Source organism: Microlunatus sp. YIM B11417, from assembly GCF_059617205.1.
The window spans coordinates 140,404-165,929 of sequence record NZ_JCAMPJ010000002.1 but is presented as its reverse complement, the minus strand read 5'-3'; the positions used below and the strand labels follow the sequence as shown (position 1 = coordinate 165,929).

At 67.0% G+C, this 25,526-nt stretch carries 25 protein-coding genes and 1 pseudogene; 11 read left to right on the top strand and 15 right to left on the bottom strand.

What is annotated here, in order from left to right:
- Window positions 1-140: 140 nt before the first annotated feature.
- The 3 genes from AC6CCG_RS10925 to AC6CCG_RS10915 all read left to right on the top strand — a co-directional run bounded on the left by AC6CCG_RS10925 (window position 141) and on the right by AC6CCG_RS10915 (window position 1,887).
- Window positions 141-626, top strand: a complete 486-nt coding sequence (locus AC6CCG_RS10925; RefSeq protein WP_496654563.1) for a universal stress protein — start codon at window positions 141-143, stop codon at window positions 624-626.
- Between the two features lie 16 nt (window positions 627-642).
- Window positions 643-1,557: a universal stress protein gene (locus AC6CCG_RS10920; protein ID WP_496654562.1), complete on the top strand. Its 915-nt coding sequence runs from the start codon at window positions 643-645 to the stop codon at window positions 1,555-1,557.
- A 117-nt stretch (window positions 1,558-1,674) separates the two neighbouring features.
- Entirely contained in the window at window positions 1,675-1,887 is a 213-nt protein-coding gene (locus AC6CCG_RS10915) for a cation-transporting P-type ATPase (protein ID WP_496654561.1), read from the top strand.
- A gap of 96 nt (window positions 1,888-1,983) precedes the next feature.
- Here the strand turns inward: AC6CCG_RS10915 and AC6CCG_RS10910 are convergent, their stop codons facing one another.
- Window positions 1,984-2,286 (bottom strand): hypothetical protein, encoded by a 303-nt coding sequence (locus tag AC6CCG_RS10910; RefSeq protein ID WP_496654560.1) that lies wholly within the window; start codon window positions 2,284-2,286, stop codon window positions 1,984-1,986.
- A 10-nt stretch (window positions 2,287-2,296) separates the two neighbouring features.
- On the bottom strand, window positions 2,297-2,866 hold the full coding sequence (locus AC6CCG_RS10905; RefSeq protein ID WP_496654559.1) for a pyridoxamine 5'-phosphate oxidase family protein: 570 nt from the start codon (window positions 2,864-2,866) through the stop codon (window positions 2,297-2,299).
- Between the two features lie 200 nt (window positions 2,867-3,066).
- Between AC6CCG_RS10905 and AC6CCG_RS10900 the strand changes: the two genes are divergently transcribed.
- The 5 genes from AC6CCG_RS10900 (at window position 3,067) to AC6CCG_RS10880 (ending at window position 7,774) form a co-directional block, all read left to right on the top strand.
- A complete protein-coding gene (locus AC6CCG_RS10900) occupies window positions 3,067-3,381 on the top strand; it encodes an Hsp20/alpha crystallin family protein (protein WP_496654558.1) in 315 nt (104 codons plus the stop codon).
- Window positions 3,378-4,415: an ornithine carbamoyltransferase gene (argF, locus tag AC6CCG_RS10895; protein ID WP_496654557.1), complete on the top strand. Its 1,038-nt coding sequence runs from the start codon at window positions 3,378-3,380 to the stop codon at window positions 4,413-4,415. The genes AC6CCG_RS10900 and argF overlap by 4 nt, the downstream gene beginning before the upstream one ends.
- 156 nt (window positions 4,416-4,571) lie before the next feature.
- Complete coding sequence (locus AC6CCG_RS10890; protein WP_496654556.1) at window positions 4,572-4,979, top strand: pyridoxamine 5'-phosphate oxidase family protein; 408 nt, start codon at window positions 4,572-4,574, stop codon at window positions 4,977-4,979.
- A gap of 248 nt (window positions 4,980-5,227) precedes the next feature.
- Entirely contained in the window at window positions 5,228-5,665 is a 438-nt protein-coding gene (locus AC6CCG_RS10885; protein ID WP_496654555.1) for a pyridoxamine 5'-phosphate oxidase family protein, read from the top strand.
- Window positions 5,666-7,381: 1,716 nt separating this feature from the next.
- Window positions 7,382-7,774 (top strand): hypothetical protein, encoded by a 393-nt coding sequence (locus AC6CCG_RS10880; RefSeq protein WP_496654554.1) that lies wholly within the window; start codon window positions 7,382-7,384, stop codon window positions 7,772-7,774.
- Between the two features lie 28 nt (window positions 7,775-7,802).
- Here the strand turns inward: AC6CCG_RS10880 and AC6CCG_RS10875 are convergent.
- From AC6CCG_RS10875 to AC6CCG_RS10820, 12 genes and pseudogenes are all read right to left on the bottom strand, one after another.
- Window positions 7,803-7,907, bottom strand: a pseudogene (locus tag AC6CCG_RS10875) (hypothetical protein); the annotation flags it as partial.
- Between the two features lie 101 nt (window positions 7,908-8,008).
- The gene (locus tag AC6CCG_RS10870) at window positions 8,009-8,236 is read right to left on the bottom strand and encodes a hypothetical protein (protein ID WP_496654553.1); all 228 of its coding nucleotides are present in this window, start codon (window positions 8,234-8,236) and stop codon (window positions 8,009-8,011) included.
- Entirely contained in the window at window positions 8,233-8,628 is a 396-nt protein-coding gene (locus AC6CCG_RS10865; protein WP_496654552.1) for a hypothetical protein, read from the bottom strand. Before AC6CCG_RS10865 ends, AC6CCG_RS10870 begins: the two co-directional genes overlap by 4 nt.
- A 312-nt stretch (window positions 8,629-8,940) precedes the next feature.
- Window positions 8,941-11,223, bottom strand: coding sequence for a hypothetical protein (locus AC6CCG_RS10860; RefSeq protein ID WP_496654551.1), 2,283 nt, complete (start codon window positions 11,221-11,223; stop codon window positions 8,941-8,943).
- Window positions 11,224-11,258: 35 nt separating this feature from the next.
- Window positions 11,259-14,753 (bottom strand): AAA family ATPase, encoded by a 3,495-nt coding sequence (locus tag AC6CCG_RS10855; protein ID WP_496654550.1) that lies wholly within the window; start codon window positions 14,751-14,753, stop codon window positions 11,259-11,261.
- The gene (locus AC6CCG_RS10850) at window positions 14,753-15,739 is read right to left on the bottom strand and encodes a relaxase domain-containing protein (RefSeq protein ID WP_496654549.1); all 987 of its coding nucleotides are present in this window, start codon (window positions 15,737-15,739) and stop codon (window positions 14,753-14,755) included. Before AC6CCG_RS10850 ends, AC6CCG_RS10855 begins: the two co-directional genes overlap by 1 nt.
- A 157-nt stretch (window positions 15,740-15,896) precedes the next feature.
- Window positions 15,897-17,219: a DUF2637 domain-containing protein gene (locus AC6CCG_RS10845; RefSeq protein ID WP_496654548.1), complete on the bottom strand. Its 1,323-nt coding sequence runs from the start codon at window positions 17,217-17,219 to the stop codon at window positions 15,897-15,899.
- Window positions 17,216-17,584, bottom strand: a complete 369-nt coding sequence (locus AC6CCG_RS10840) for a hypothetical protein (protein ID WP_496654547.1) — start codon at window positions 17,582-17,584, stop codon at window positions 17,216-17,218. Before AC6CCG_RS10840 ends, AC6CCG_RS10845 begins: the two co-directional genes overlap by 4 nt.
- Window positions 17,581-18,276, bottom strand: a complete 696-nt coding sequence (locus tag AC6CCG_RS10835) for a hypothetical protein (protein WP_496654546.1) — start codon at window positions 18,274-18,276, stop codon at window positions 17,581-17,583. Before AC6CCG_RS10835 ends, AC6CCG_RS10840 begins: the two co-directional genes overlap by 4 nt.
- Complete coding sequence (locus AC6CCG_RS10830; RefSeq protein WP_496654545.1) at window positions 18,273-19,121, bottom strand: RRQRL motif-containing zinc-binding protein; 849 nt, start codon at window positions 19,119-19,121, stop codon at window positions 18,273-18,275. The genes AC6CCG_RS10835 and AC6CCG_RS10830 overlap by 4 nt, the downstream gene beginning before the upstream one ends.
- The gene (locus AC6CCG_RS10825) at window positions 19,118-21,163 is read right to left on the bottom strand and encodes a TraM recognition domain-containing protein (protein WP_496654544.1); all 2,046 of its coding nucleotides are present in this window, start codon (window positions 21,161-21,163) and stop codon (window positions 19,118-19,120) included. Before AC6CCG_RS10825 ends, AC6CCG_RS10830 begins: the two co-directional genes overlap by 4 nt.
- A gap of 433 nt (window positions 21,164-21,596) precedes the next feature.
- Complete coding sequence (locus AC6CCG_RS10820) at window positions 21,597-21,950, bottom strand: helix-turn-helix domain-containing protein (RefSeq protein ID WP_496654543.1); 354 nt, start codon at window positions 21,948-21,950, stop codon at window positions 21,597-21,599.
- A gap of 149 nt (window positions 21,951-22,099) precedes the next feature.
- On the opposite strand from AC6CCG_RS10820, the gene AC6CCG_RS10815 reads away from it, so the two are divergent.
- The 3 genes from AC6CCG_RS10815 to AC6CCG_RS10805 are packed head-to-tail and all read left to right on the top strand — an operon-like array spanning window position 22,100 to window position 23,754.
- The gene (locus AC6CCG_RS10815; RefSeq protein ID WP_496654542.1) at window positions 22,100-22,321 is read left to right on the top strand and encodes a hypothetical protein; all 222 of its coding nucleotides are present in this window, start codon (window positions 22,100-22,102) and stop codon (window positions 22,319-22,321) included.
- Window positions 22,318-22,887, top strand: coding sequence for a DUF6879 family protein (locus AC6CCG_RS10810; protein WP_496654541.1), 570 nt, complete (start codon window positions 22,318-22,320; stop codon window positions 22,885-22,887). Before AC6CCG_RS10815 ends, AC6CCG_RS10810 begins: the two co-directional genes overlap by 4 nt.
- Before the next feature lie 18 nt (window positions 22,888-22,905).
- Complete coding sequence (locus AC6CCG_RS10805; protein WP_496654540.1) at window positions 22,906-23,754, top strand: helix-turn-helix domain-containing protein; 849 nt, start codon at window positions 22,906-22,908, stop codon at window positions 23,752-23,754.
- Window positions 23,755-24,025: 271 nt separating this feature from the next.
- Here AC6CCG_RS10805 and AC6CCG_RS10800 read toward each other — a convergent pair whose 3' ends face one another.
- Window positions 24,026-25,414 carry a hypothetical protein gene (locus AC6CCG_RS10800; RefSeq protein ID WP_496654539.1) on the bottom strand — a complete coding sequence of 463 codons (1,389 nt, stop codon included), beginning with the start codon at window positions 25,412-25,414 and terminating at the stop codon, window positions 24,026-24,028.
- Between the last annotated feature and the right edge of the window lie 112 nt (window positions 25,415-25,526).

The following is a 25,526-nucleotide window of genomic DNA, read 5'->3' as shown; positions in this document are numbered from 1 at the left end:
TCGAAAGATCGGCGGCAGGGCTGAATCGCCTGCAGGCCGATGACGATGGTCCCGGCCTCGCCGGACCTAAGCCCGTCGCCGCGAGGCTGGTCACGATTCGAGACTGGGAGTCCGGAATCCCCGTACCGAAAGGAAATGCCATGGAGGAACCGACTGTGGTCGTCGGCATCGACGACTCGGCGTCGGCCCGGACAGCGCTCGGTTGGGCGGTCGACTGGGCCACCCGCACCAGCGCCCGGCTGCGGGCCGTCCACGTACTCATGCCGGAACTCGATGTTCCGCCTGGGTGGTATCCGGCCTCGATGGGCTGGGTGCCCATCTCGGAGTTCGGCGACGACCCGGCGACGCATCGGGAGCGGATCACGCAGCTCTTCGACAACGTCACCGAGGGCAGGCCGTCCGCTTCGCTCGAGTTCGCCGAGGGAGCGGTCGGGCCCGAGCTGGTCAAGGCCGCGCACGGCGCAGCTCTGCTCGTCATCGGCACCCGGCAGCTGCACGGCCTCGCCCGAGTGCTCGACGGCTCGGTCAGCCACTACTGCCTCAGCCATGCGGCGTGCCCAGTGCTCGCCGTGCCCGCGCTACCTCGGACGCCGGCCGCGGTAGGCGCCGCGACCCTGGCGTCCTGATCTTCAAGGAGAAATCATGCCAAGGTTCCTGGTCAACCGGCCAGTCGTCGTCGGGGTCGACGGCACGGAGGGGTCGCTCACCGCTCTCGAGTGGGCTGCTGCCTACGCGGCCGTCAACCGCTGCCCGCTGCGAATGGTGCACGTGCCGGGAGTCCGGGGCCCGGAACCCGGCGCCGTCCAATCCGCCGTCTACCAACGACTCGCCGAGTCGCGGATCCCGGAACCGCCGTCGACGGTCTGGCGCCTTCGTCGCGGCTCCCGCACAACGGTCCTGATCGACGAGGCGAACCGTGGCCGGCTACTGGTCCTTGGCCATCGCCGCCCTCAGCCGATGCTGGGCTCGACCCTCTTGGGCGTCTTGTCTCGTGGGGTGGGCAAGGTGGTGGTCGTGCCCGGCAACTGGCGGCTCGGCCGCCGCCGCACCGGCCACGTCGTGGTTGGGGCGAAGGACGCCCAGACCGCCCAGCGCGTCCTGGACGCCGCCCTCGAGTTCGCCGTGCGGCAGCGCTGCACCGTCCGAGTGATCCGAGCGATCGAGCGTCCGCCGACACGCAAGGGGCGGTCGATCCTGGACGAGACCCATCGCCAGGAAACGGTCACCAGGATCCGGCTCGAGGCCGAGCTCGCCGGACCGCTGCGCAAGTACCCAGACGCAGTGGTGGAGTCTGCCGTCATCCAAGGCGACCCCGCTGTCATCCTCAGCCACGCGGCGCGCGACGCCGACCTGCTCGTGATCGGCGGCAGCCCTCGTTACGGCCTGCCGACCATGATCGGATCGACCACCGAGTCGATCATGCAGCAGGTCGACCGGCCGGTCTTCGTGGTTCGGCCCGGCTCGCTCCGCCTCCGGCTCGGTTCCCTGTTCGATGGGACCCGGGACGAGAGGTCACCGCGCGCGGTCTCCGGGGCGAAGCCCCTAGTCCGGAGCTGAGCCGTGCCGGAAGGTTTCGAGCAGGTCAGGTCGCGCCATGACCTCAGGTCATGATCACCCACCGTCCGCGCGGCCGCTGGCCGCGGCAGGCAGCCGGATCAACCCGGGTTCTGGTCGGTGCCTGCGGAGGACCTGGTCGCAGACCTTGACACGACAATTAACGGACTGTCGGCGGATCGCGCCGCGAGGGTGCTGAGCCGGACCGGAGCGAACCGCCTCGACTACCCCGAACGGCGTTCGTCCTGGCGGCTGCTCGCAACCCAGTTCCTCGGCCCGGTCGAGATCATCCTGATCACCGCGACCGTTCTGTCCGGCGTCCTCGGCCACTAGATCGACACCTTGATCATCTTGACCATTCTGCTGCTGTCCGGCGTGCTGGGCTTCCTCCAGGCACGAGGTGCGAATCGGGCCGGCTGCGCGTCGCTGTCACTCGCGCCTGCTCCGGACCAACCCACCGCCGGCCGGGCCGGAGAAGATCAGGAAGACGCCGAGGATGAACCCGAAGTCATACCAGTTCCCGTTGTTGACAACCTCGTAGATGTTCACATCCGTTCGGAACAACGAGATCAAGAACGTGACCGGACTGATCAGTCCGTGCCACAAGCCGAGCCAGAAGCCAGCCGGGTCCGGGCCTTGGCCAGCCATGACATTGGGCCGGCCGCACAGCCGGCCAGCAACAGGATCCCGATCGCCGATCCGATCAGTGCACGGCGCCAGGCCGTTTCGCACCGCCGCTCCGTCACTTCCTGGCCTTTGCCCATTTCTGTCTCCTCTCGTCATCGGGCTGTTGTCCTGCCCCAGACTGCGCGCCGCGGTCCGAGCCGCCCAGAGCCAAAGGTCCCGCACGTCGACGACCTGATCGGCCTGGAGATCGCCTGCGACCCGGTCGATCTGCGGAATCCCACCCCGGCGATTCCGGTTCAGGGCCCCCGGACCTACCCCACGTCCGCCCAGTAGGACCCGCTCCGGTGATCGACCGCAATCGCCAGTGCGCCCCGGCCGTACCGCGCAAGACCCGGCCATAAGCGGTCACCGACCACCCGACAGCCGTCTCCAGATCGAGATCATCGATCTGCAGAGCCACCCGCTGCCCCGCCCTCAGGCGACCGATCAGACTCCCACTGCCGATCATGAGTTCGGCACCGTCGAGTCTCGAGCGATAACCGACGGGCCGGACCTCCGGGCCCGCGTCCTCGGCCCACACCAACCGTCCGAGCCGATGGGCCCGGATCAAGGCGGTGCACTCGGCGACGCTCAGCAGAAACCTGCCGGCATCCTCGACCGTCTCGACGTCCGGTTGAGTGATCATGGTCGCTCCTGGCATGAGGGGTGGTGGCTCATCCCGAAGTCCACCGTTCCGACCATTGACGTGGCAGGGCTTGAAGCTCATCCGACCTCGGGACCATAGACCTGTCGCCGGTTGACTTCCGCCCGGGTCGGCAGACCCTGGTCACCGCACTCCCATTGGCCTGTACTGGAAGCCGGTTCTCTCGAGAGCAGGAGTTGATCATGTCCCTGGACCATCGTGGCGAGCAACACCGCCGGAGGTTCGACGTCCTCGACTGGCTCGACGACACTCTGGTGATCACGGCTGAGCGCAAGATCAGGAATGCCGACGCCTCCTGGTCGGAGTTCCGCTACGGGACGTTCACCCGCAGCATTGACCTGCCGAGGAACCTCGATCAACTGCATGCAAGCGCGCGGTACACGGCAGGAATCCCGAGGATCACCATTCCCGTGTCCGAGAAGCCCCACCTCGACACGTCTGAAGATCACCAGAGACTCGGCCCCGGTGCAGGCTCTGGGCGAAGGAGCCGACGATGATGCCTGACCTGAATCGACCCGGCCGGGGAGAGCCGGCCTCGCTGTTCGGCCGGGACCTCACCAAGGAGCTGGACCTGTCACCAGCGCGATGGCGAGATCTGCTCGACCTGACGCGGCTACTCAAGTCCCAGAAACGAGCCGGCCGCGAGATCCAGCGGCTCTCCGGCCGGACCATCGCGCTCGTCTTCGCCAAGACTTCAACCCGTACTCGCTGCGCCTTTGAGGTCGCCGCCTACGACCAGGGGGCCCACGTCACGTACCTCGATCCAACCGGCTCCCAGCTCGGTCACAAGGAGTCACTCAAGGACACGGCTCGAGTCCTGAGCCGGTTCTACGACGGCATCGAGTACCGGGGCTTCGCACAAGCCGATGTCGAGGAACTTGCCCGGTACAGCCAGGTGCCTGTCTGGAACGGACTCAGCGACGCCTGGCACCCGACCCAATCGCTCTGCGACATCTACACCATGATCGAGAGCGCCTCGCAGCCGGCGCAGCCGATCACCTTCGGCTACGTCGGAGACGGACGGAACAACGTCGCACGATCCCTGCTCATCGCCGGGGCCATGGCGGGCATGGATGTCCGGATGGTCACTCCCGAACCACTGGCCGCGCCGCCGGACGTTGTTGCCGCGGCGCTGAGAATTGCCGACGAGACCGGTGCCGAGATCACCTGCACCGACGACCCGGTAAACGGACTGCTCGGAGCGGAGTTCGTCCACACCGATGTCTGGGTGTCCATGGGCGAGCCCGATGAGACCTGGAACGAACGCATCAGGCTGCTCGCCGACTACCAGGTCAACCGGCAACTCATCGAGTTGACCGAACGCGACGACACCAAGTTCATGCACTGCCTGCCCGCATTCCACGGCCGGGACACGGTCGTCGGGGAGCGCGTCTTCCAAGCGACCGGGCGGGCTGAACTGGAAGTGACCGACGAGGTGTTCGAGTCGCCGTACTCGATCGTCTTCGACCAGGCCGAGAACCGAATGCACGCGATCAAGGCAATCCTGGTCGCCACCCTCGAACGACCCTGACCGCGAATTCGACCCACCTAACCAGCGGTCGGCCCGGCCCCCAGAAGGCAGCGCCTCAACGACGAATGACCCCGACCGTAAGGACCTTCGCCCCATGCAACGGATCTCGGTGCGGGCGAGGCTGGAGACGCAGCAAACAACGATGAGGAGGTACCAGTGGCTGGCCGAAACTTCACCGTGCTCCCGCCAGACAGGTGCCTGGAGCTCCTCCACACCCAACTGATCGGCCGCGTGGCTTGGGCCAATGGCCACGGGATCCAAGTCCTGCCCGTCACCTACGCCGTCCGAGACCAAGGCATCGTCTTCCGGACGGCGCCGTACGGACTGCTCTCGGAGCTGCGCGAACCGTACACCGTTGCCTTTGAGGTCGACCGGTTCGACGTCGACAGCCGCTCCGGCTGGAGTGTCGTTGCGCAAGGACACACCCGCGCTGTCGCCGACGCAGCCGATCTCACGGAACTGTGGAGTTCGGACGATCCCACGCCGTGGGCGCCCGGCGCCCGCAACCTGTTCATCGCAATCGTGATCGACAGGCTCAGCTGCCGCGTCGTAGGCGGGGTCTGAATCCGAAGGGCACAGCGCCGACACGATCATGGGGCGAGAGACCGCGACGCGGCCGGCCACGCCGTAGCCTGCGAAGGTGTCCTGACCGGTCTGTGCAGCTGAACCGAGACAGGGTCGTGGAGGCTCTTGACCTGGCTCCAACCTCACGCTCGTCCCACCGGTGCCAGGACCTAAGGCCCTGTCCGATCGTCCATTCCTCGGCGAGGCTACCGGGCATGGAGGAGAGAGCAGATCCAGGAGGCGACGTAATGGCCAGGGAGGGAAGTTTCCGGTCGATCTCGACCAGCGAGTGCCTGGCCTTGCTCCGCTCTCAGGTCATTGGTCGAGTCGGCTGGACCGACGACGAAGGCCTCCAACTGCTCCCAGTCACGTACGCGCTGCATGACCGGGCCATTGTGTTCCGCACATCCCCGTATGGGCCCCTGGCCAGATTGCATGAGCCACAGCCGGCCGTGTTCGAAGTCGATGCATTCGACTCGGCTGCCCGGACCGGGTGGAGCGTCGTGGTGCATGGGCGGGCGCGGGGCATGACCGCTGCTGGCGACCTGATCCAGGTCTGGCGCGCCAAGGACCCCGTGCCCTGGGCGCCAGGTACCAGGAACCTCTTCATCGCGGTCACCCTCGACCAAGTCACCGGCCGCGCGGTTACCGCCGGGACGCCACCGACCTGGCTCGAGACCGACTAGTCCGGTCCTTGGCTTCTGCGTAGATCTCGGCCACGCCTACAACCTCGTCGGTCTCGGCGGGCTCGACCGGCATCTGGCTGTCCGGATCCATTCGGCAAATACGCGCGGTCACCCTCACGGCTCGCCTTCTTCCACCCGCGCGACCGCAGCCTCCACCCATTCATGCCTCGCCGTTGACAGTAGCCGCTGCGAAGATGCGGTCATGCCCCACGGTCTGGTCGTGCCCACTGTGCGGCACGTCTGGGTCCATTCCCACGGCCGCTACAGCTACCCCTCACCCGGCGTTTTCATCGCCTGGCACCAACAGCTCGGCGCCGAACCCAACGAAGGGCTGGCCCTCGTCGCCGTCCAACGGGCGACCGCGAACGTAGTGATCGAATGGGTGCCCGTCGACCTCCTAGACCCAATTGCCAACGCGACGCCGAGCACTTGGGCCCGTGAACGCTCTGACATCCGCCAATTCTGGCGCGGTCCGCTCTCCGACGGGGGCCCGCCTGCCCCTGCGCTCCTGATTGACAAGCGCCGGACTAACGATGGCTGGCAAGTACAGCTACAGCGGTTAGCCATACGGGCAGCCCTCCGAGTTGATCTCTACTGGATCAAGGCTGCGCTTGCCCTCGCTTCGCTGCCGGCCGCACCCGTTGACATCGCATACCCCACTCCTAAACTGAATGGGACCGCCTGATCAGTGCATTCACATCAGTAATATCCGCGTCGTGAATTCGTCCGAACTGTTCGAACATCCAGGCATAGAGAGAGAATCGGTCGCCTCGCCGTATTCTTCCACTACCTCTGATAGCGGGAAACGCGCAGCCTTCTCATTAAGATACTTTTTAGCCCCCGAACTCCAATCGCTATACGCTGAAAGCAGCATCGTCGGCTCAATAGAAACAAAGCACCTCTGAGCCTGCGGTCCATCCTTGGGATTCTCAAAGTGTAGTGTGTAACCAATCGGGGGTGTCGCGGCATGGAGCATGAGGTTTCGAAGACTCTTCGTAAACGCACTTACAGGGAGCCCAGCCAGGGCGGCGCGTCGTACCTCATACTCTGAGACGAAGGTGCCACTGTAATGCCTAACGAGATTGCGAGTGTAATCGATCAAGGTTGCAGCTGATGCTACGTAGTTGTGCAACATCGTACAGATTGTGATCCAAAAGTCACCGTTTGGACCCTCCGAATTCATTTGAAGGAACTGCTCCATATTGTCCCGGCAGTTCTCCAAGTGGCGGAGTAGAACGTCTCTATTCGTGAGGTGCATTCTGTGGGCAGTCTCAAGGACGCGCCACCGGCTATTCGCGATGTAACCGGGATGGGATTCAAACTGCTGCTTCAGTTCATCGTAGTTCATTCTCTGCCTCCCCGATACTTATCGCACATCGTAGGACACCGGGCGCGGCAGGCCGGGACAAACGGTGGAATTCGTCGCCCCAGGAGTCGATGGACTCGCAGACGTGTTTGTTCACCGGGGCCGTGTCCGACAAACTGTCCGACATCCGTGGCGCACACGCTCGTACGCGACCGACCTTCGACGACCCAGGCTCAGCCCCAGCAGTCCGATGATCTTGTGTGTACCCGAGGTGCTTCGGGACTGGAGTGAACACAGTCGAGCCGCCGTCCGGGCGACTCGCCTCACAGGCGGACCTACTCCCGGAGGACGGCTGGATAGCTCGAGCCATAGGAATTGTCAGGCCTGCGTGCGATCGTTGAGTCGTGGAGGTGAGCATCGCGAACATCGACGGGATTCCCAGCGGGAATCTCCGAGTCTCGCGCGCCGAGTTCGCCGACGTGTGGCGGGCGGCTGAGCGCCTCGGCAAGACGGACAAGTTTGCCGCCGGTGTTTGCCTGACGTGTCGGTGGATCGCTTGCGCAACCATCGAGTTCAACGGCCGGCCTGGTCCGGCGATGGCGCCAGTCACGCACACGACCCGGCGAGCGCACGAGGAACTGATAGAACGTGAGCACCTGGCCGCCGAGCGACGTGCCATCCAGGCTCAGGCTTCTGAGAATCCACGGCGGCTGATCGTCGAGGGCGCCGTTGCGACGCTCCGGTGGGCGTGGAAGGGCCACGGCCCGGCTCCGCTGCAGGTCGGTGCGGCAGAGGCAAGCTGACCCGATTCGTTGACCCGAGTAACCCCCGTCACAGGGCTTGTTTGATGCCGTTGCCGATCCAGCGGGCGACGTTGACGGGTACGGCGTTTCCGGCCTGGGTCTGTCGTTCGCCGTTGTTGCCGTGGATGGTGTAGTCGGGCGGGAGTTGTGCGCGGCGTACATGTCAGCTCCTTGGTGATCTTGGGTCTGGCCCGTCCACGGTGACGCCCCCCGAAGGGGCGTCACCGATGCGGGTCAGCGGGGCAGCAGGAGCCGGCCGCCACATTCGCGGCACCGGTGCTCGGCATCATTGTTCGCGCTCAGCACGTCCACGGCCAGGACGTAGGCCTGTCCCTCGGTGCAGTCGATCTCGTAGTCCTGCAGGCCGGCGGTCTGGCCCAGCCGGCTGGCGGTGTGCACGACGCCTTGGTCCATGGTGCGAATGCTGCTGTCGACGATGCGGACATTCGTGGCGGTGTTCATGATTGGTCTCCTTCGTGATCTTGGGTTAGCGGGGGGGCGGGCATCTTGCCGGAGGCGATCAGGTAGCAGTGCTGGGCGAGACGCCCGCACACGTCGAAGTGGTAGCGGTAGATCTCCCGCTGGGCGTCGGGCAGGGAGAGGAACAGGTCGCGCTGCTTCCCGCTGACTCCACGGGGACACTTTGTCCCGGCAGACTGGCCGACTGTCACGGTCATGGTCATGATCGACTTCTCCTTCATGTGGCGGCTGCAGGGGCATGGACTGTGGATGGGCTGGTCGCGGGAGAGGCGGATCTCGTCGGTGCACGGCGTGGTGTGCGGGGCTTGGCCGCACCAGGTGCAGGCGCCGGCGGGGAGCCGTCGCGGTGGGTTTGATTCCTTCGCCATGATCATCAACTCCCCTGCTCCCCCTGCTGGTGGCCGTTGGGTGGCGGCAGCCCCTGTCTTTCGGGGCCTGCCGACTGCTGTCGCATGCCGGCCCGGTAGAGGCTCTAAGGTCAAGCGGGTCCGTGGGGTTCTCGTTTGGCGGACTAGGAATGAAGCGGAGCTTGCGGAGCGCCGACGTCCGTCAGGCGAGAACTCCACGGACCCCGCTTGAGGTTGGAGGGACCGGGCTGGCACCAGGCCGCCGAACCCGGCCAGGCACCCTCATTTCCGCCCGCAAGGGCGGTGGGCACCCGGCCAGGCCGGCGGCCGCCGGCCCGGCTACCGCCCGTCGTAGTCGGCGCAGTCCAGTACCGGGCTGGTGTCGGCCTGTTCGATGGAGGCGGCGTGCTGTTGTTGATCTTGCTGGTGCCATTGGGCGAGATCATCGTCGCGGGCCCGATCAGCGGCCGTGCGACGGTGCTCGTCCTCCTGCTGCCGGTGGTGGAGTTCGGTCACGGCTCGCTCGGCTCGCTCGACCGCCGCCACGGTCTCCTCGCTGTCGCACCGAAGGTCAGAATCCGCGGTGCTGTTGTCCTCATCGAGGTCGTCGGGCTCGTGATCGGCCAGGCCGGTCGAGTACGGCCCGCCGCTGGCGAAGTCGTCCAGGCCGTTCACCGGATCCTCCGGGACCTGGTCGCTGCGCCGCTCGTCGTACTCCTCGACCTCCATGCTCACCACCGTTGGGGATGGCACCACCTCAGCATCGGCGGTGTCGCCGTCATCTTGATCATCGCGAGCCTGTGACTCGTGGTGTGCGTCGTCGTCGATCAGGTCGTAGTCGGGCAGGTACTCGGGATCGTCCTCGAGCGGGTCCACGAAGGCCTGCCGTTCAGCGTCCCACCAGTCGTACGAGCCGTGGTCTCGCGGAATCGGTGACCCGTCGGCGAAGAACCTCACCGGCGCCCCATCGGCATACCGCGGGTTCCCCGCACGGGTCTGAAGCCGCGACTGGTCTGGCTCCAGCAGCGGCAGAAAGCTGTTGCCTGGAACCAGGACGATCTTCTCGTCGTCCTGTACGCCGGCACTGGTCGCCGCGTCGGCCTGATCGGCGCCGTCCTCGATCGGGCCTGCGTGGTCTGGGTCGATGAGCTGGGCGGTGATCCGGGCGAGTTCCTTGGCCACTGCGGCGTGCTCGGCTTCGCTCGGATGGCTGTCGACGTAGCGTTCTCCGTCTTCGTCGCTGACGAACTCGGTGCGGAACAGGCCGATTTCCATGTCCTGCCGGAGCTTGTTGTCGAGGTCGGGATCGTCCGCAACCGCAGCAAGATCGCCACCATGTTTCTCCACGAGCCACAGCCCGAACGGCTCCCGGATCCACGGCTCCTCCAACGACCGGGCCGCGGCCGCCTCGGCGTAGGCGGCCTCGGACTTGCAGGAGTTCTCCTCGATCAACAGCCGGGCCAGCTCGGCCCGCCGCTCGTTGGCCTCGGCGTCGGTGCCCTCAACTCCGAGGGTCAGCGCCTCGACCCGGTCGGCTCGCACCAGCCGCGAGTACACCGCGGCCACATCAGAGGCGGAGTGGCCGGCCTCCAGGCCGAGCAGCTCGGCGAGCCGGCCGCGTTCCTCAGCGAGCCTGGCCAGCTCGTCCGGGCTCGGCGCCGCCCCAAGCCGACGATCGTCTCCGGGTCGGGCGAGGTCGAGGGCGGTGATCAGATCCTTGTTGATCTCGTCGTCGGCGATCACCGCAGCGAGATCACCCTCGTGCTGGACGACCAGCCGCAGCCCGAACGGCGCCTTCACAGTCGGTTCGGTGGTCTCACCGGTGTAATAGGCCTTGCGCTGCTGGCTGTACTCGACCATCAACCGCTGAGCCAGCTCGCGCCGCTCCGCGTTCGCCTCCTCATCGTTGCCGGGAATGCCCAGGCTCAACGCCTCGGGACGCTCCGCCCGGTGCAGCCGCTCGAAGATCGCGACCAGTTCGCTGCGGGACGCCTCGGCCATCTGCCAGTCGGTCCGGATCAGCTCGCGGAACTCCGGCAAGTTCAGCTCGCCGAGATTGACCCGGAGCGTGCCGGCCGCCCGGTCGAGCCGATCGTCCAGCTCGGCCCACACGCTCTCCTCGGCAGCGGTGTGGCTGAAATCGGCGACCAGCCGGTTCAACGCGGTCTGCGCCCGCTCGGCCGCCACTTCGGCGGCGGCGTGCGCCGGCACCAGCAGTGCCAGCCGCTGGTCATCATCCAGGGTCGTGAACTCGTCCGTCCGGTTCACACCGACCTGGACGTTGGCGAAGATCGGGTCGTCCAGCTTCGGGTCCAGTTCGATCAGCCGGCCGACGGCGGTGGTGGCGTGGTTCATCGTCCGCCAGATCCGCCACTCAAAGGGCGAGGTCACCCTCTCGTGGCCGGCCTCGATCCGGGCCGACCTCTCGATGGCCGCCGCCCGGGCCATCGCCTCGTGCAGATCGGCCAACGCGGCCGCCAGCTCCGCACGTGTGTCCTGCTCCGACACATAGACGCTCATCTCACCGGCCTCGACCGACTGGGCGATCCCGGCCAGCAGTTCAGCGTCGGTGTAGCCGGCATCGTCGGACGCACCGTGGGTGTTGTTCGTTGCTTCGGACATGATCAACTTCCTTCCAGTTGGTTGGGTACTGCTGCTCAGTTGGGGGCCAATTCGAGGGCAGGGCCTTCGTCCTGCCGGTCAGTGACGGCAGGCCGGTGGCCGTCCGTAGCGGGCTGCTCGGTGTGCCAGCGGGCCAGTTCGTCGTCCCGCTCGGCGGTCTGCTCGTCGACGACGCGTTGTTCGTCGGCGGCCTGCCGGTACCGCAACTCCACCAAGGCCCGCTGGGCATTGCGGACCGCGGCCGCGGTCTCGTCCGCAGACGGCACCCGCATCGAGTCCGCCACCTCCACCTCGACCGGGGTCTCGGCGCGGATATCCGGCACCGGCTCGGCCGCCGGCTCGTCCCGTGCGGGTTCTGGCCGTACAGCAGCCAGCTCCTCGTCACGCGCCTGTTCGTGGTCGGTGAGTTCGTGCTCGCCGGTGATCTCCCGGTGCGGATCCTCAGCAAGTTCAGCTTCGCGGCGGGCGGCCAGCCATTCCTCGGCCGTCACCGGCTCCTCGTCCAACGCGGCGTCGTCACGGGTCGGCAACTCCGCCGCGGCCCGCTCGGCCGCCGCCCGCGTCTCAGCGGTGTGCGCGTACCAGGCTGCTCGGGCCTCGTCCGCGACCGCTAGATCAGCCGCCTGCGCCTCCAACGTCTCGGCCAGCGCGGCGGCGTCACCCGCTTGGTCCAGCAGCCGGCCCCGCTCTGCGTCGTCGGCGGAGTTGTCGGCCTGCGCGTGCAGCAGCGCGGCATCGTTCCGCCGCTGTTCGGCCGTCTGCCGAGTCGCCGCGAGTTGATCGGCGACATAGGCCGGCGCCCACGTCTTTTCCCGCTCATACGCAGCGATCCGGACCCGCAACTGCCCCGTGCTCATCTCGGCCTCGGCACGGTCCGCGGCCGGGCGCCCCAGGGCGCGCCACGCAGCGTGCCAGGACGCGTACGCCTCGACCTGCCCAGGCTTCGGCGCCGCACCCAACGCCTCCGCCGGATCCTCATGACCGGTCAGCTCACGGTGAGCGGCAACAACACCTGCCTTGGTGATCCAGGCCTCTCGAGCGCCCTCATCCTCAGGCACCAAGCCGAACGATTCGACAGCCCACTGAGGTGCGCTCTGCGCAACGGCCTCCCCCAGCTCGGCCTGCCGAGCTTCGGCCTGGTCCGCAAGCTGCTGGAGGTATGCCGCCCACTGCGGATCACCGACAGCTGGAATCCAGTCGGCGTAGCCCTCACCGGCGGGCTGGAAATTGTCGGTGTGCTCAGTGATGCGGTGGTGGACCACGTTGGTGATCTGGCGCGCGTCGGCGAGGTCGCGCCGTTCAATGGCCTCGACCAGGGCGGCCCGTGGATCGTGCCCCGCGATCTCGACCTGCCGGAGGAGTCGGGAGAGGGTGGCGTTGCCGTCTTCGGCTGCGAGCGTGGCCCGCTGCTGGGCGGTGAGCTGGCCGTCCTGGACGGCCTGGTCGAGCCAGGCTGCGGTGCGGTTCGCGACCGCGATCTCGCACGCGTCGGCGAACAACTCCCCGGGCGTGCGGATCGCCTCGTTCTCCGCAGCCGCTTCGGCAGCCTGGGCGAGCGCGGACAATTCCGGATGGTCAGTCTCCAGCACGGTCGCCAGCACCGCCTGCGGGTTCCGCCGGACCGCCTGCAGCGTCTCGCCGGTCTCGGCCTGCTCGGGCCGGTCCAGGGTGACGACATGGGCGGTGTTGGCGTGCCGGCCGCGGCTCATCCCGACATAGAGAGCATCCGCACCCGTCCCCGGCGTCACCACCGTATGAGTGGTGTCGACGGTGGTGCCTTGTGCTGCGTGGACGGTGTAGGCGTAGCCGAGGGCGAGCTTGTCGGCGACGTAGTCGGCCGGCAGCCGCATCGACTCGTCGTCGATTGACTGGCCGGTGTCGCGGTCGATCGGTGCGCACGAGATTGACCCGTCGTCGTGGATCTCGGTGATCTTGAACTCGTCCCGGTTCCGCGGCGCCCGCGTGTTGCCGCAGTAGCCGTCCAGGTGCCACGCGTTCTCCCGCGCCTGAACGACGTCGCCGGCGCCGGCCAGCAGGCCCTGCAGGCCCAACTGGACGGTGCGAGTGTCGTCGACCAGGCCAAGATCAACCAGCCGCGCCCGCAACTCGGCCGACAGTCGAGCGGCTTGCTCGTTGCTGCCGACGATCAGGAGTGACCGGCGTTCCTCGAGGGTGTCGGCCAGCCACGCCCGCGCGGCGGCCTGTTCGGTCTGCTCGATCGCGCCGCCGTCGAGCAGCCGGCCTTGGCGGTGGTACTCGCCCAAGACGGACGGGTCATGTTCCCGCAGTCGCAGCGACGCCAGCCCTTCCCACGCCTCGGCGAACCGGCGGGTCTCGGTCAGTTCGTACCGGGGCCCGGCCGTGGCGGCGAGGTCCATGCCGCCGGCGGCGCCGACGGCGGAAAGCTGGCGGTGATCCCCGACCAGCAGCAGTTTCGCCCCCGCGGCTTCCGCGTGAGCGTGGATCCGGGCAAGGTCGGTGGTGTCGGCCATACCGGACTCGTCGACGACGACCAGATCCCCGTCGCTCAGCGCCCACGCTTGTTCCTCCGGCCGCGGCTCGCCGGCGGCGAGCCGGTCCTGCATCCCGAGCCATTGGGTGATGTTGCGGGCCGTGAGGCCTTCGCCGGCGAGCACGTCGGTGGCGATCTGCGCGGTCGCCAACCCGACCACCCGACGGCGTTCTCCGCCCCAAAGCGCCGGGTCTTCCCAGGCCTTGGCGAGGGTGCCGAGCAGGAAGCTCTTCCCGGTTCCGGCCGGGCCGATCAGGGCCTCGACCCGGGCGCCGGAGGTGAGCACGCCAGTGATCGCCGCGGCCTGATCGGCGCCGAGGGCGGCGCCGGAGTTGGCGACCTGGTCGACGACAGCCTGAGCCGCGGCCGGGTCCAAGGCGCGGCGGTCGGCGGATCGGTCGGCGGCATGCAGGAGACGTTCGGTGTGCAGGTGGCCGGGTGTGGCGTAGACCCGTCCGCCGGGCGCCTGGTAGGACGATGCGCCGTTGGCGAGCCGCAGCTCGTCCGGAAGGGCCGCCTCGCCGGGCCGTTCCGGCTCCAACGGCGTCGCGAGTTTGAGGCCGTCTTGGGTGAGCCGGTCGAGTAGCTCGGTGATCTCGCTCGGCTGCAGGTTGCCGAGGTGGTCGGGCAGGCTGGCCGAGATCGCCCAGGTCAGGTCCGACTCGTTCCAGTGGGCGCGGGTCTCGTGGACCTTGGCCAGTGCGGTCTGCAGGACCGCGGTCTCGGTCCACTCCTCCGCCGGCGGCGGCTCGTCGGTCCGGGCGGCGAGGGCCTGATCGGCCACGGCCGCGAGGCCGCCGGCGACCTCGGCGCGGAGTTCGGTGTCCCACCGGGCGAGGCGTTCCTCGACGGTCTCTCCGTCATGGGACTTCGCCCGCCGGGTCGCCAGCGTCGCCTGCTGGGAGAGGCGTTTGCGTTCCAGCCCGTTCGGCGACCGGCCGAACTTGGTCTCGAACTCGGTGACCAGTTTCTCGGCCTTCCGGCTGATCGCGGTCCGGCGCGAGCTGAACAGGTCCATCACCTGTGGTGGATCCCGACGATCTCGCGGGCCTTGCCGTCCGGACGGGTCGCGAACGTCACGCCTAGCGCGTGCGTCAGGTGTTGCTCCATCACCCGCTCGGCGATCGCGCCGGCGGACCCGCGGTACTTGTGCAGGGCGCGGGAGTCGATCGTGCGCCACGTCCCGTCCGCGCCCTGAACGCGGTTCAGGATCGCGTTGTGGATGTGGAGCTGCGGATCGTGGTTGCGGTTGTCGTGCTGGAAGAACGACGCCACGACCCAGTCATGGGCATCGGTCCACCGGCCGGCGTTCCCGCCGTGATGCCCGACCCGGCTGTAGCCGGCTTTCTCCGCCAGGTACTCCAAACCGGCGTTGTTCCCGGCCCAGATCGCATCCTCAACCGCCTGCCGGTAATCAGCCCACGATTCGACGGCGGTGCGGGCCCGGTGCACCGCCGCTGCCGCCCGGTGCACCGCCGCCCCGGCGCCCCGCTCCTGCGCTTCCACCAGGGCGGCCTCGGCGGCGTCCAGGTCCCGCTGGGCCTGCACCGCCTGCGCCTCGAACGCGGTGTGCAGCACCGTCACGCTCTTTTGCACGCTGAACGTCGCATCGTGGAACGCGACGTTCTTGCGGGCCTTCTGTCCCGCCTCGACCCGCAGAGCGGCCCGGCGTTCGGCGTCTGCACCGGGCTCCCGCTCCAGGGCAGCGGCATAGATCTCGTCCTCGGACAGGTACGCGCGGCCGGGGTGGCCGAGGGTGTCGATCTCAGCCCACTTTTCCGGATCGCGGAACCCTTCGGCGCGGGGGTCGAGGAACCGCTCGTAAAGCGCCTGCATGTCCTGCGTGTCGACCTCGCCCCACAGACCGAGCGCGGCCGCGCCCGTGCCCTGCCAGCGGCCCGGCGGCTCGCCGGCCGCGACCGCGCCGGTGTAGTAGTTCTCCCGGCCCTGGGCGACCTGATCGGTCAGATAGTTCGCCCGGTGACCGGAGCTGACGGTCAGCATCCGGTCACCTCCGCACCCGCCGCCCGGCGGCCCATCTGATCGTGATGCCAAGGTGTGATCTGAAAATCTTGTGGGTCTCGTGCGCTCAACTGAACTGTGCTGGCTACCTGGAATGGGCCATGGAAAGCGAGAACTGGACTCGTGTGGAAGTGGGTCGTCATGCTCGGCTCTCCGCAAGCTCGGACTCGGACTCTTGGGGCTCTCGATCGCTGGAAGTCGCGATCAACTGGAGCTGTCTGGGCTCGGTCTTGGTCTGGTCGGTGTCGTTGGTGTCGTTCCATCCGGCGAGGGCATGGATGCGCTGGGCTCGTGGCCAGCCGGATGACAGCAGCCGCTGAACGGCGCGGGCCGACAGGGGTTCGCCGTCGTTGTGCTCGGCCGCGTGCCGGTGGAGCCAGGCGACCAGGGCGCTGTCATCACCGTCCGGCGGTGCATCTCTGGTAGCGGGCTCGGGCTGCACCGGTGCACCGGTGCACGGGGCGCTCTCGGCGGCGGGCGGATGCACCGCCACCGGTGCAGCTACGGAAGCAGGGCGGTGCCCCGGCTCGACAGCCGCGGGGCGCACCGGCCGGTGCGCCTCAACCGGGGCGGCCGCACCGTCGGTCTCATCGGCGGGAAGGCCGAGCGCGGCGCGATCGACCAGCGCCAGTAGGTCCGCCGGAGTCAACTGTTCGCGGTGCGGCAGCAGCAGGGCAACATCGCGGGCGGTCAGGAGCCCGTCGCGGATCGTGTGCAGGGCGGCAGCCCGCGCCGCCCGGGCCTGCAACATCGGGCGCAGCCCGGCCGGAGACGGGCACACCGTCGACAGCCGGGAGGACATCCGCACGAGCTGTTGCATCAACGCCCGCGCGGCCACCGGATCGTCCCCGCCGGTCCGGGCCAAGTACAGCCATGCCCGGGTCGTGATCACCGGCGAGGTGAGCCAGGTCAGGACCGACCAGCGGGCCGACGTCAACGCCGACAACCGCCGCGCCGCGGGCGGCTGCGCCAGGCCCATATGGAGCCGGAGCAGGTGCGCCAGCATCTCCACCAACACCGCATAGGCGAGCGGGGCGAGGGCGTGGCCGAGCTTGGCCGCCCACCCCTCGACGCTCGCGGCGTTGATCAACACCGACCCCGCGATGAACACGTACGTGGTGAACATCGCACCGGGGATGCGCCAGCCACGGCTCATCGCCGCCAACCGGAGGGCGGTACAGGCAATGATCATGCCGTCGGCGACCAGCGGCACCAACGGCGAGCCGAAAGCGGCACTGACCGCCTCGAACGACGTCACGCCGCCGATTCCGGCGACACCGAGCGCGACCGTCACCGCGACGCCGAACCCGAATCGCGACCCGGAGGCCCGGCGTGCCGACGAGCGGACCGCGCGGGCGATCCGGCGCACGACTCGAGTGATGATCACGACGACGGCGATCGCGGCCAGGCCGGCCGCGACGGCGGTGATTATGGGCGGATCGATCTGATCGAACGGGATCATGACACCACCACCCGCGCCCGGCCGGGGTACTCGCGGTTGTTGCCGCCGGTGCCCCAGTCGACCAGGACGGCCCAGACAGCGGTCTCCCACGACCCGAGAGAGCCGAGGGTGGACAGATCGATTGGCCGGCCGGTCGTCAGGCTCGCCACGACCGTGTAGAGGCGGCGTTCAGTGCTCGACCAGCCGCGTCCGCGGGTGTCGACATCCTCAGCCCACGCCTGCCACGGATCACGCGTGTCGTCGCCGTCGGCGAGCAGCCACAGGCTCGCATCCCGCCGCACGGTCGGTGAGAGTTCGAGCAGCGCCTTCGCGGCGAGCCACTCCTCGCTACCGACGCGTGCCCAGAAATCGTCCCAAATGATCATGGCTGTCCTCCCGTGTAGCGAGTGCGGCGGTTGAAGGCCGCGTCCGCGGCGGCGAGCTGTTCCTCGGTAGGCTCCGGCGCTGCAGCGGCGTCGTGGTCACCGGCCCACCATTCGGCGATCACCGTGGCGGCGTCGGCGGCCGGAACCTCGATGGGCTGCCGGTGGGCGCGGGCTTGCTGGTGGTTGACCAGGGAGCACTTGCCGGCGTAGGCGTCGATGCGGCGCACCACGCCGGGCCGGAGTCGGTCGTGCCAGTCACCGACCGCCCGGATCGACGGCTCGCCGAGGTAGGCGGCCCGCCAGGCCTGCAGCAACCAGATGAGTTCCTCGACAACCTCCGGGTGCCACAACCAGCACTCCGGCAACCCGGCCGCACCATCGGCGTACCGCAGGTACACGGTGCGGAGCCAGCCGACCAGGTCGGTCAGCACCTCTGCCGGCGTGAACGTGTCCGGCACCTCGGCCAGCCAGGACTCGACCGGCGTCGCTTCGGCCGCCGCCGGGGCCTTGAGCAGGTTCGGCAGGTCGGCGACCTGATCGGCCAGCTTCACCAGTTGGCCCTTCAACTCGACCAACTGGGCCTTGCCGGCAAGGGTCTCCTGGGCGGTCTTGGCGGCCTCGACCTCGCGGGCCAGACCCCGAACTTGCCGTTCCATCAGGCCGAGCCGTTCCTCGGGCGTGAGCTTGCTCATGCGACACCTCTCTCCTGCCAGTCCTCGTCAGCGCGACCGCCGGCGGCGGTCGCGTCGGCGGCCTGCAAGCGGGCGAGATCATCGCCACGGCTCCACCGCTCTTCGCTGTCGTGTTGGAGTTGCCGACTCACGGCGTCATCGAGTGATCGCCGGGCCCGCTCCAATGCGTCCGTGACCTCGGTCCCGCTCCATACCGCCAGTACTCGGGCCCGGTCGCTACGGTCAACCTCGGTTTGTTCGGTGTGTTGATCTTGAACGGGCTGCCGGTCCCGTAGCTCCGCCACGGCCCGGCAAGCCCGCTCGACCGCTTCCTCCGCCGACCGCTCAACGTCGGCCGGCGGCTGCGCGAAAGGGCGCTCGTCAGTGATCGACTGGAACGGGTCGTCCGGATTCGGGGCCTGTCGGTACTGGGCGATCAGCTCTTCGGCTACGTCAGCTGCGTCGACTTGATCAACATCGTCGTCGGCGGTCAGGGTGGCGGTGTAGCAGTCACCGCACAACCCGTCCGTGGTGCGCACGGTGTGATCGACCGGGCCACACTCAACACACACCTTGCGAGCGGCGAGGGCGGCCTCGACCGCGGCGAGCTGGGCCGGAGTCGGAACCCGCTTCGGAGTCGCGAGGTCTTCCCGGTACAGCCAGGCGAACCGCTGATCGTGCTTCCACACGATCCGCCCGTACGGGTCCTGACCGCCCGGCGACAGCCCGGCCTCACGCAACTGCCGCCGGGTCAACAGCCCGTCCGGCGCCCAGCCGAACCGAAACGCCGGCAACCCGTCCTCGTCGACCCGGCCGGGCCAAGTCCGGCCGTCCCACAACTCGACGGCCTCCATGTCCGCGGTCATCGCTGATCACCCGCCTCGTCCTCGGCCGGCGGAACGACCACCAGGTGACGTTCCTGCTCGGTTGCCCAGGCGGTGTCGAAGTCGGTCGGACTGACGGGGGTCTCTCCGACCCGGCGGGTCGTCGATAGGGTCGGGGCGAACCGGTCGGTCGGCCGTAGGCTGGCCAGCCACGCGCGGAACCCGGCCCGGCCGGCCCGCCAGGAGATCTCGACCAGCCGCAGCCGACCAGCCTCGATCTCGCGGTTGAGCCGGGCTGCAGCTCGGGCGGCGCGCTTCTTCGCCCGGGCCGCCTGCTTCACGTCCCGCCGCTTCCACACCATCGGCAGCTTGCCCAGTGCGGGCGGCATCGCCCGGCCGATGATCACGACCTCGCCCTCAGCCAGTTGGGCCACCTGGGCATCGCTTAGGGTCTGCTGCCGCCGGCTCGTCGTGGAGAACCCGCGCGAGGAATGATCATGGGTGGCGACCTCGTGATCACGCTCACCGACCAACGTCGCGTACGCGGCAAGATCGCCATCGTCGCGGGCGCCGCCCATGATCATGAACATCGCCGCGTTGTTCAAGATCGTCGCCGCGCCCGTGTCGCCGTACCGGGCGCGGAGTTGCGCACGACCCTGAGCACCGATGTGGATGGTGATGTTCCGGCCACCCATGTCCGCAGTCCACCGATCTAGCGGGATCGGACAGATCAACGCCGCCTCATCCAAGACCAGCGTCAGCGGCGGGTCCAGCCGACCCGACCGCTGCTCCGAAGCTATCCGGCGCGCCTCCCTGGCAATGTGGGCCGTCAACGCGGTCACCAGTGGGGCCGTCAGCGAGTCCTCCGCGCCGAGCAGGTAGAGGGTGCCCTTCTCCGCCAGGAGCTTCTCCACGTCGATCGAATCGCCCGGCCGGGCAGCGTCCCGGGCGACATCACTGGTCAGCCAGGACAGTGCCGGGAGGATCGTGGTCGTGATCGACGAACGGGTCCGGTCGTTGTTGTCAAAGAACTGGACCGCCTGCGCCTCGAACGCCGGCGACGGCGACCGCCGCAGCTGCCGCAACACCAACTCCTTGAACTCGGTCGGGGCGGCCACCCACCGCTGCACGTCCAGCATGTCGAAACCGCCCAGGGCGGCGGCGTGCAGCATCGCCGCGAGCGCCTGCGCGCCCTGCCTCATCCAGAACTCACGATCCGCGTTCGAATCCGTTGACGGTCCGCCCGAGATCAGGTCTTCGGCCCGGTAGATCGCCACATGCGGCTCGCCGCACTCGGCCAGCGGGTCGAACGTCAACGTCGATTCCAACCTCGCCAGACCCGACGGGTTGAACACGTACAGCGGGCCGACCTTGCCGCGGACCAGCTCAGTGTTCTCGATCAGGTCTGTGCGGGTGCTCGTAGTGATCACCGCGCCCGGCGCGTCCAGGATCCGGCCAGCCAACTCCCCGGACTTGCCCATCCGCGGCCCGCCGAACCTCAACGTGACGTTCTCGATCGCCGACCACACCTTCTGCCGGCCGATCCTCGCCAGACACGTCCCCAACTCCGTCGCCGGAGTCTTGAACCAACGGACCCACCACGACACGTCCCGCAGCGACGGCCGCAGGATCTTCGCCTTCCGCCGCAACGTGAACACCGACGCCCGGCGCCACACGTCCCACCACGACGCCACACCGTCCTTACGAGCCGACCGACGCGCCAACCGACGCACCATCCCCTGCGACCCGAACGACCGCCGCAACAGATAGGTCACCGTGCCCGCGATGATCACCAGACCAGTGATCAACACCAACGGCGCGTAGTCCCGATGGGGCAGTCCCGGATGGGCCAGCCAGAACACACCCGCCAGCCCGAACCACAGCCCGGCCGACAAGATCCCGCCGGCGACCAGGCGCCAAAACACTAGGCAGAACGTGATCACGCACCCGGCGCCGACTGCGATCACCCAGCCACCTGCGGGCTGACCGGCCCGGGCCAGGAACATACCCACCATCGCCAGACCGAGCCCGACAAGCCCGACCCAGGGGACGACCCGGCCTTCCTTCTCCGTCGGCCGCCTCATCGCATACCACCAGCACCAGCACGCCGCAGCGACTGCGGCCCGTACGCCGTGCACGTGATCTTGACCGGCCCGAACGAACGCTCCACAAAGTAGCGACGGCCACCGAACTCCACACACGGCGCGTCACCCACGGCCGCGGCGACGTGATCAACAACGCGCCATCCGTGATATCCGGACGGAACCCGTGCCGACACGATCGGCAACGGCAGCTCCGGATGATCACAAACCCATGCCGTGAACTCGAGCATGCCCCGTACCCATGCCGCCCGATCCGCCGGTATCTCGTTCAACCTGGCCGCCAGGGGCCCCCGGGCCTCGGGCAACGCAGAGCGATCCGTCATGATTGAGGTCTCCGCTGCACTTAGCTGGGTAGTGGGAGAGCCGGCCCCGACTTGGTTGGCGCCTGGGCGGGGCCGGTCTCGATACATCCGCTTCATTGCGGACCACCGACCTTGGCGGTCCACTGTTCTGCCCAGTCGGCGACCTCGACGGGCTCCGCCATGGATGTGGCTGCGCTGAACAGCTGCTCCACCACAACGGTCGGCACGACGTACCGACCTTGTTCGCTTCCACGCCGCATTCGGACAGACGGGACGGCGCCCGTCCGGACAAGTCGGTACATGTGCTCCGGCGAGACGCTGCACAGAGCAGCAGCCTCGGCGACTGTCAGGCTCGGAACCCCCGCTGATCGCTTCCGTAGCGCGCTCTGCAGCGCGTGCTCACGAATCCGGTCACGCAGCTGACCGCGAAAGGCGGGTCCGCCCGGCCGTTCGGCACTGATCGTCATGTCTGCACCCTTCCTCAGGTATGGAGAATCTATGTCCTGATTCAAGCATAATATTCTTCACTGCTCAACTGGTGATTCTTGCCGTCATCCATGTCATGCTTGGCTCGTCGAAGATTCGATGCGCCACGAGCGCGGGAAAGGGTGCAGACATGAAGCTCACGGAGATTGCTCGCGACGCGGACGGCTGCAAGAACGGCAGCTGCCCCGCCGTCTACCTCGGCGAGGACCCCTCGGTGTTGGTCATACAGGGGAAGGTCCTGGACTCCGCCACAGCTGCTGAACTTGTTGGAGTCGCCGACGATGAACTCGCAGTGGCCATCCCTCGTCAGACCTTGCTGGCCGCAGTAGCGCGCCTCGAAGGTCGAGCATGAGCCGGCGAGTCAGCCTGAACAGCCCAGAGTTCGGCGAGCTCTTCGCACAGGTCCAGAAGTCGTGGTTCCGACTCGAGACACTGCAGCACTACGACGTCTCGGGCGAGCAAGAGCAGTTCGACGCATTCCAGGCCGGCGAATCGACAGTGCCGTACGACCCTGCGGACGAGGAGTGGTCAGCGATGGTGGCCGGCCACATCGCGGCCGGCCGTACGTTGCAGAGGGTGCACGTTGTCGTCGAGCCGCTCAGCCCGTACGTCCAGTACGAAGTTGCCTGGGGCTATCAGCCGTCGCTCAGTGCGGGCGAGGACATCCGCGTGATCCACTGCCAGCAAGGAACGTGGCCCGACAGTCTGCCGAAGGACCATGACTACTGGCTCCTCGACGATCAGCTGTGGGTGATGACGTACGACGACAAGGGTCGACCCTTGTACGCGGACAACGTCACGGATGAGGCCGAGGTTGCGCAACATCGTGCATGGCGCGATCGGGCACTCGACCTGTCGACGCCAGTAAGCGAATTCATCGCACGTACCGCTCAGCTTCGCGAGCGCGTACCAGCCTAGAAAGGACCAAGATCAACAGTGACCCCCAACCTCCGGGCCCGGTCCGCCCTCGGCGAGAAGCTCCGCAAGGCGCGCCTCGACGCCGGCCTGACCGGAAACGAGCTTGTCGCCAAGCTCGGCCCGGGTTGGGGGCAACCCAAGGTCTCCAAGCTGGAGACCGGGCGCCAGCTTCCAGCTGAAGATGATCTTGCTGCCTGGGCCAAGCTGACCGGCGCCAACGCAGGCGAACTCATCGCGCTGCTGAAGCGCGCCCGGCACGAGTACTCGACCTACAAGGCAATGTTCGCCGAAGACGGCGGCGTGGCCGCACTGCAGGACGCCGTCGCAGCTGCGGAGTATTCGGCGAAGGTCATCGCCAGCTACCAACCGCTCCTGATCCCCGGCTTCCTGCAGACAGCCGACTACGCTCGAGCACTCCTCAACCTGCCAGGCGGACCGATCGACTCCGGCGCCACCCCAGACGAGATCTCGCGCATGATCGCCTCGCGACTCCGGCGCGCCGCGATCCTGTACGAGCCCGGCCGCGAGGTCACCCTGCTCATCGGTGAGGGAGCCCTGCGGAATCGGTTCGCACCGGCGCCGGTGATGCGGGATCAGCTCGAGCACATCGCTCGCCTCGCAGAGGCGCTGACCACTGCGACGATCGGCGTCATCCCGTTCGATCGTCAGCTTCCCGTCCTGTTGTTCAACGGCTGGGATCTCACCGACGACATCGTTTCGATCGAGACACCCCTCGGCGACCTAGATATCTCCGACCCCGCAGATGTGGCCAGGTACAACGAGTATCTGAAACGCCTTCTCGATGTGGCCGCGACAGGCCCAGACGCCGCTCGGATCTGCCGAGAGACCGCCGCACTGTTCGAGTAGCGGTAGTCCAGAACCAGCAGGCTTTGCCTCGATCGCGATCCGGCGACCTACCTCCGACTGCTGAACCTGGCTCTCTCTTGGCCAATCAATGGCCGCGCCTGTCCATTTGCAGCCTGCCGCGCCGCCAATGCCTCACGCCTCGTTGCGTAGGTTGCCATCAGTCGTGTCGCGCGGAGCCCGCAACGCCCGCTCAAGTGCACGCGCACCGGCTTGTTGCGCTGCCTTCTTCGCCACAGCCTCGGCCTCGCGCTGCCGACGCGCACGATCACCCTCAGCGCGTTGGTTCAGGTCTATCAACATCGGCGTTGCCATCGCTGCCACCCTTCCGATCTTCGACCATCTCTGATACTACATCTCGCACTGTCTGTCGCAGAGCCCATGTGGGATTGCGATCGCGATCGAAATAGTGCTTCCGCTTGACCCAGACGAAGCCATCGCCCTTCGAGATCACCGCCACGTCCGTGGCGCCACCAACTGTCTCCTGGCGGTTCAGGCTTACACGATTTCGCAGTGAGGTTAACTCAACCAGATTCTCGGCCAAGTCAGCAATCTCGCCCTTGGAAAGAAAAGAGGCACTGGCCTCGATTGGATCCATTCTGGGCTTATGGTACTGGTCGTTCATGAAATCACCGAACTCGCTCCACGAGGCTTTCATGTACTCACTGGTCTTTCGTTTGAACTCTCTCAATTCCTCTGGTTTTGCTTTCGGAAAACCATCCTTGACTATTTGAGAGATGTTAGCAGAGAGACCATCTGACCAGGTCCGCCAAAAAGAACTAATCCCCGCAGAGACCTCGGGGTCGACGCCCTGCAGGAACATAATCGCCTCACCGGTCTGGGCGAACGGCTTAATTATGGCGGGCCTGTCGATATCAACTCGCTCATGATCAGGGTCGATTGAGCGAAGGACACCGTCGACCATTCCCGTGACTGTCACATGGTGCATCGACGGAAACACCTCATCGTCGCCAAATCCTGCCACAACAAGACCCGACCAGGGACCGCGCGGGGGCGCACTCTCCCGCAGCAGGACGCAAATCCCTAACCGTGCCAGCAACTCTCGCTGAGGCGCGGAGAGCGATGTGTCACACACTTTCGTCGGGACCATCTGCATCAGGCTGGACCGCAGGCCCGACCACAGTTCTCCCTCATCGATCTCAGACGCCCAGGCTTTTCTTGGCTCTTGTGACCACGCGTTGAGCGCGGCCTCAAAGGCGTTCTTGAGTGCCTCGCGACGTTGTAGCTTGCCTTGAATCTGGTGGAAGTCCGAGTCGGAGTTTGGCAAGATTCCTAACACGATCGTGTTTACTGCCAGAAGCGTTGCGACCTTGCGCTGATTATCAGACAGATGGGACCTGAGCTTGCGACCAACGAACTCGAGGAAATCATTGGCATAGTCCGCCAGACCCTCTCGCCTCAATGAAGGAAATTCCTCGCGATAGAGCTTGACGAGGGTTTCCCATGGGACGCCAGCAAGATCGGCGTTGTTATAGACCATGAGCCCAATTGGACGCCCTCGCCGAAGCTCGAAGAGCTTGTTCGCATTCGCATAGATCTTGGCGATCTGGTACGCGTCTCCATTCCGCATGGAAATCGTGACAGCACTGTCACTGGCTAACGCAACACCACTCTTGTTCAAAATTGCAATCTCAGTTGTCATATCGCCTCTGCCCCCAGAGAGCCCGTAGCCAGTCCAACCTCAGGCGAAGTTTGGTGATCCTCAGTTTCGAGCAAAGCTCGGCGACACGTCGCGCGCTGCGCCCAGCGTGTCC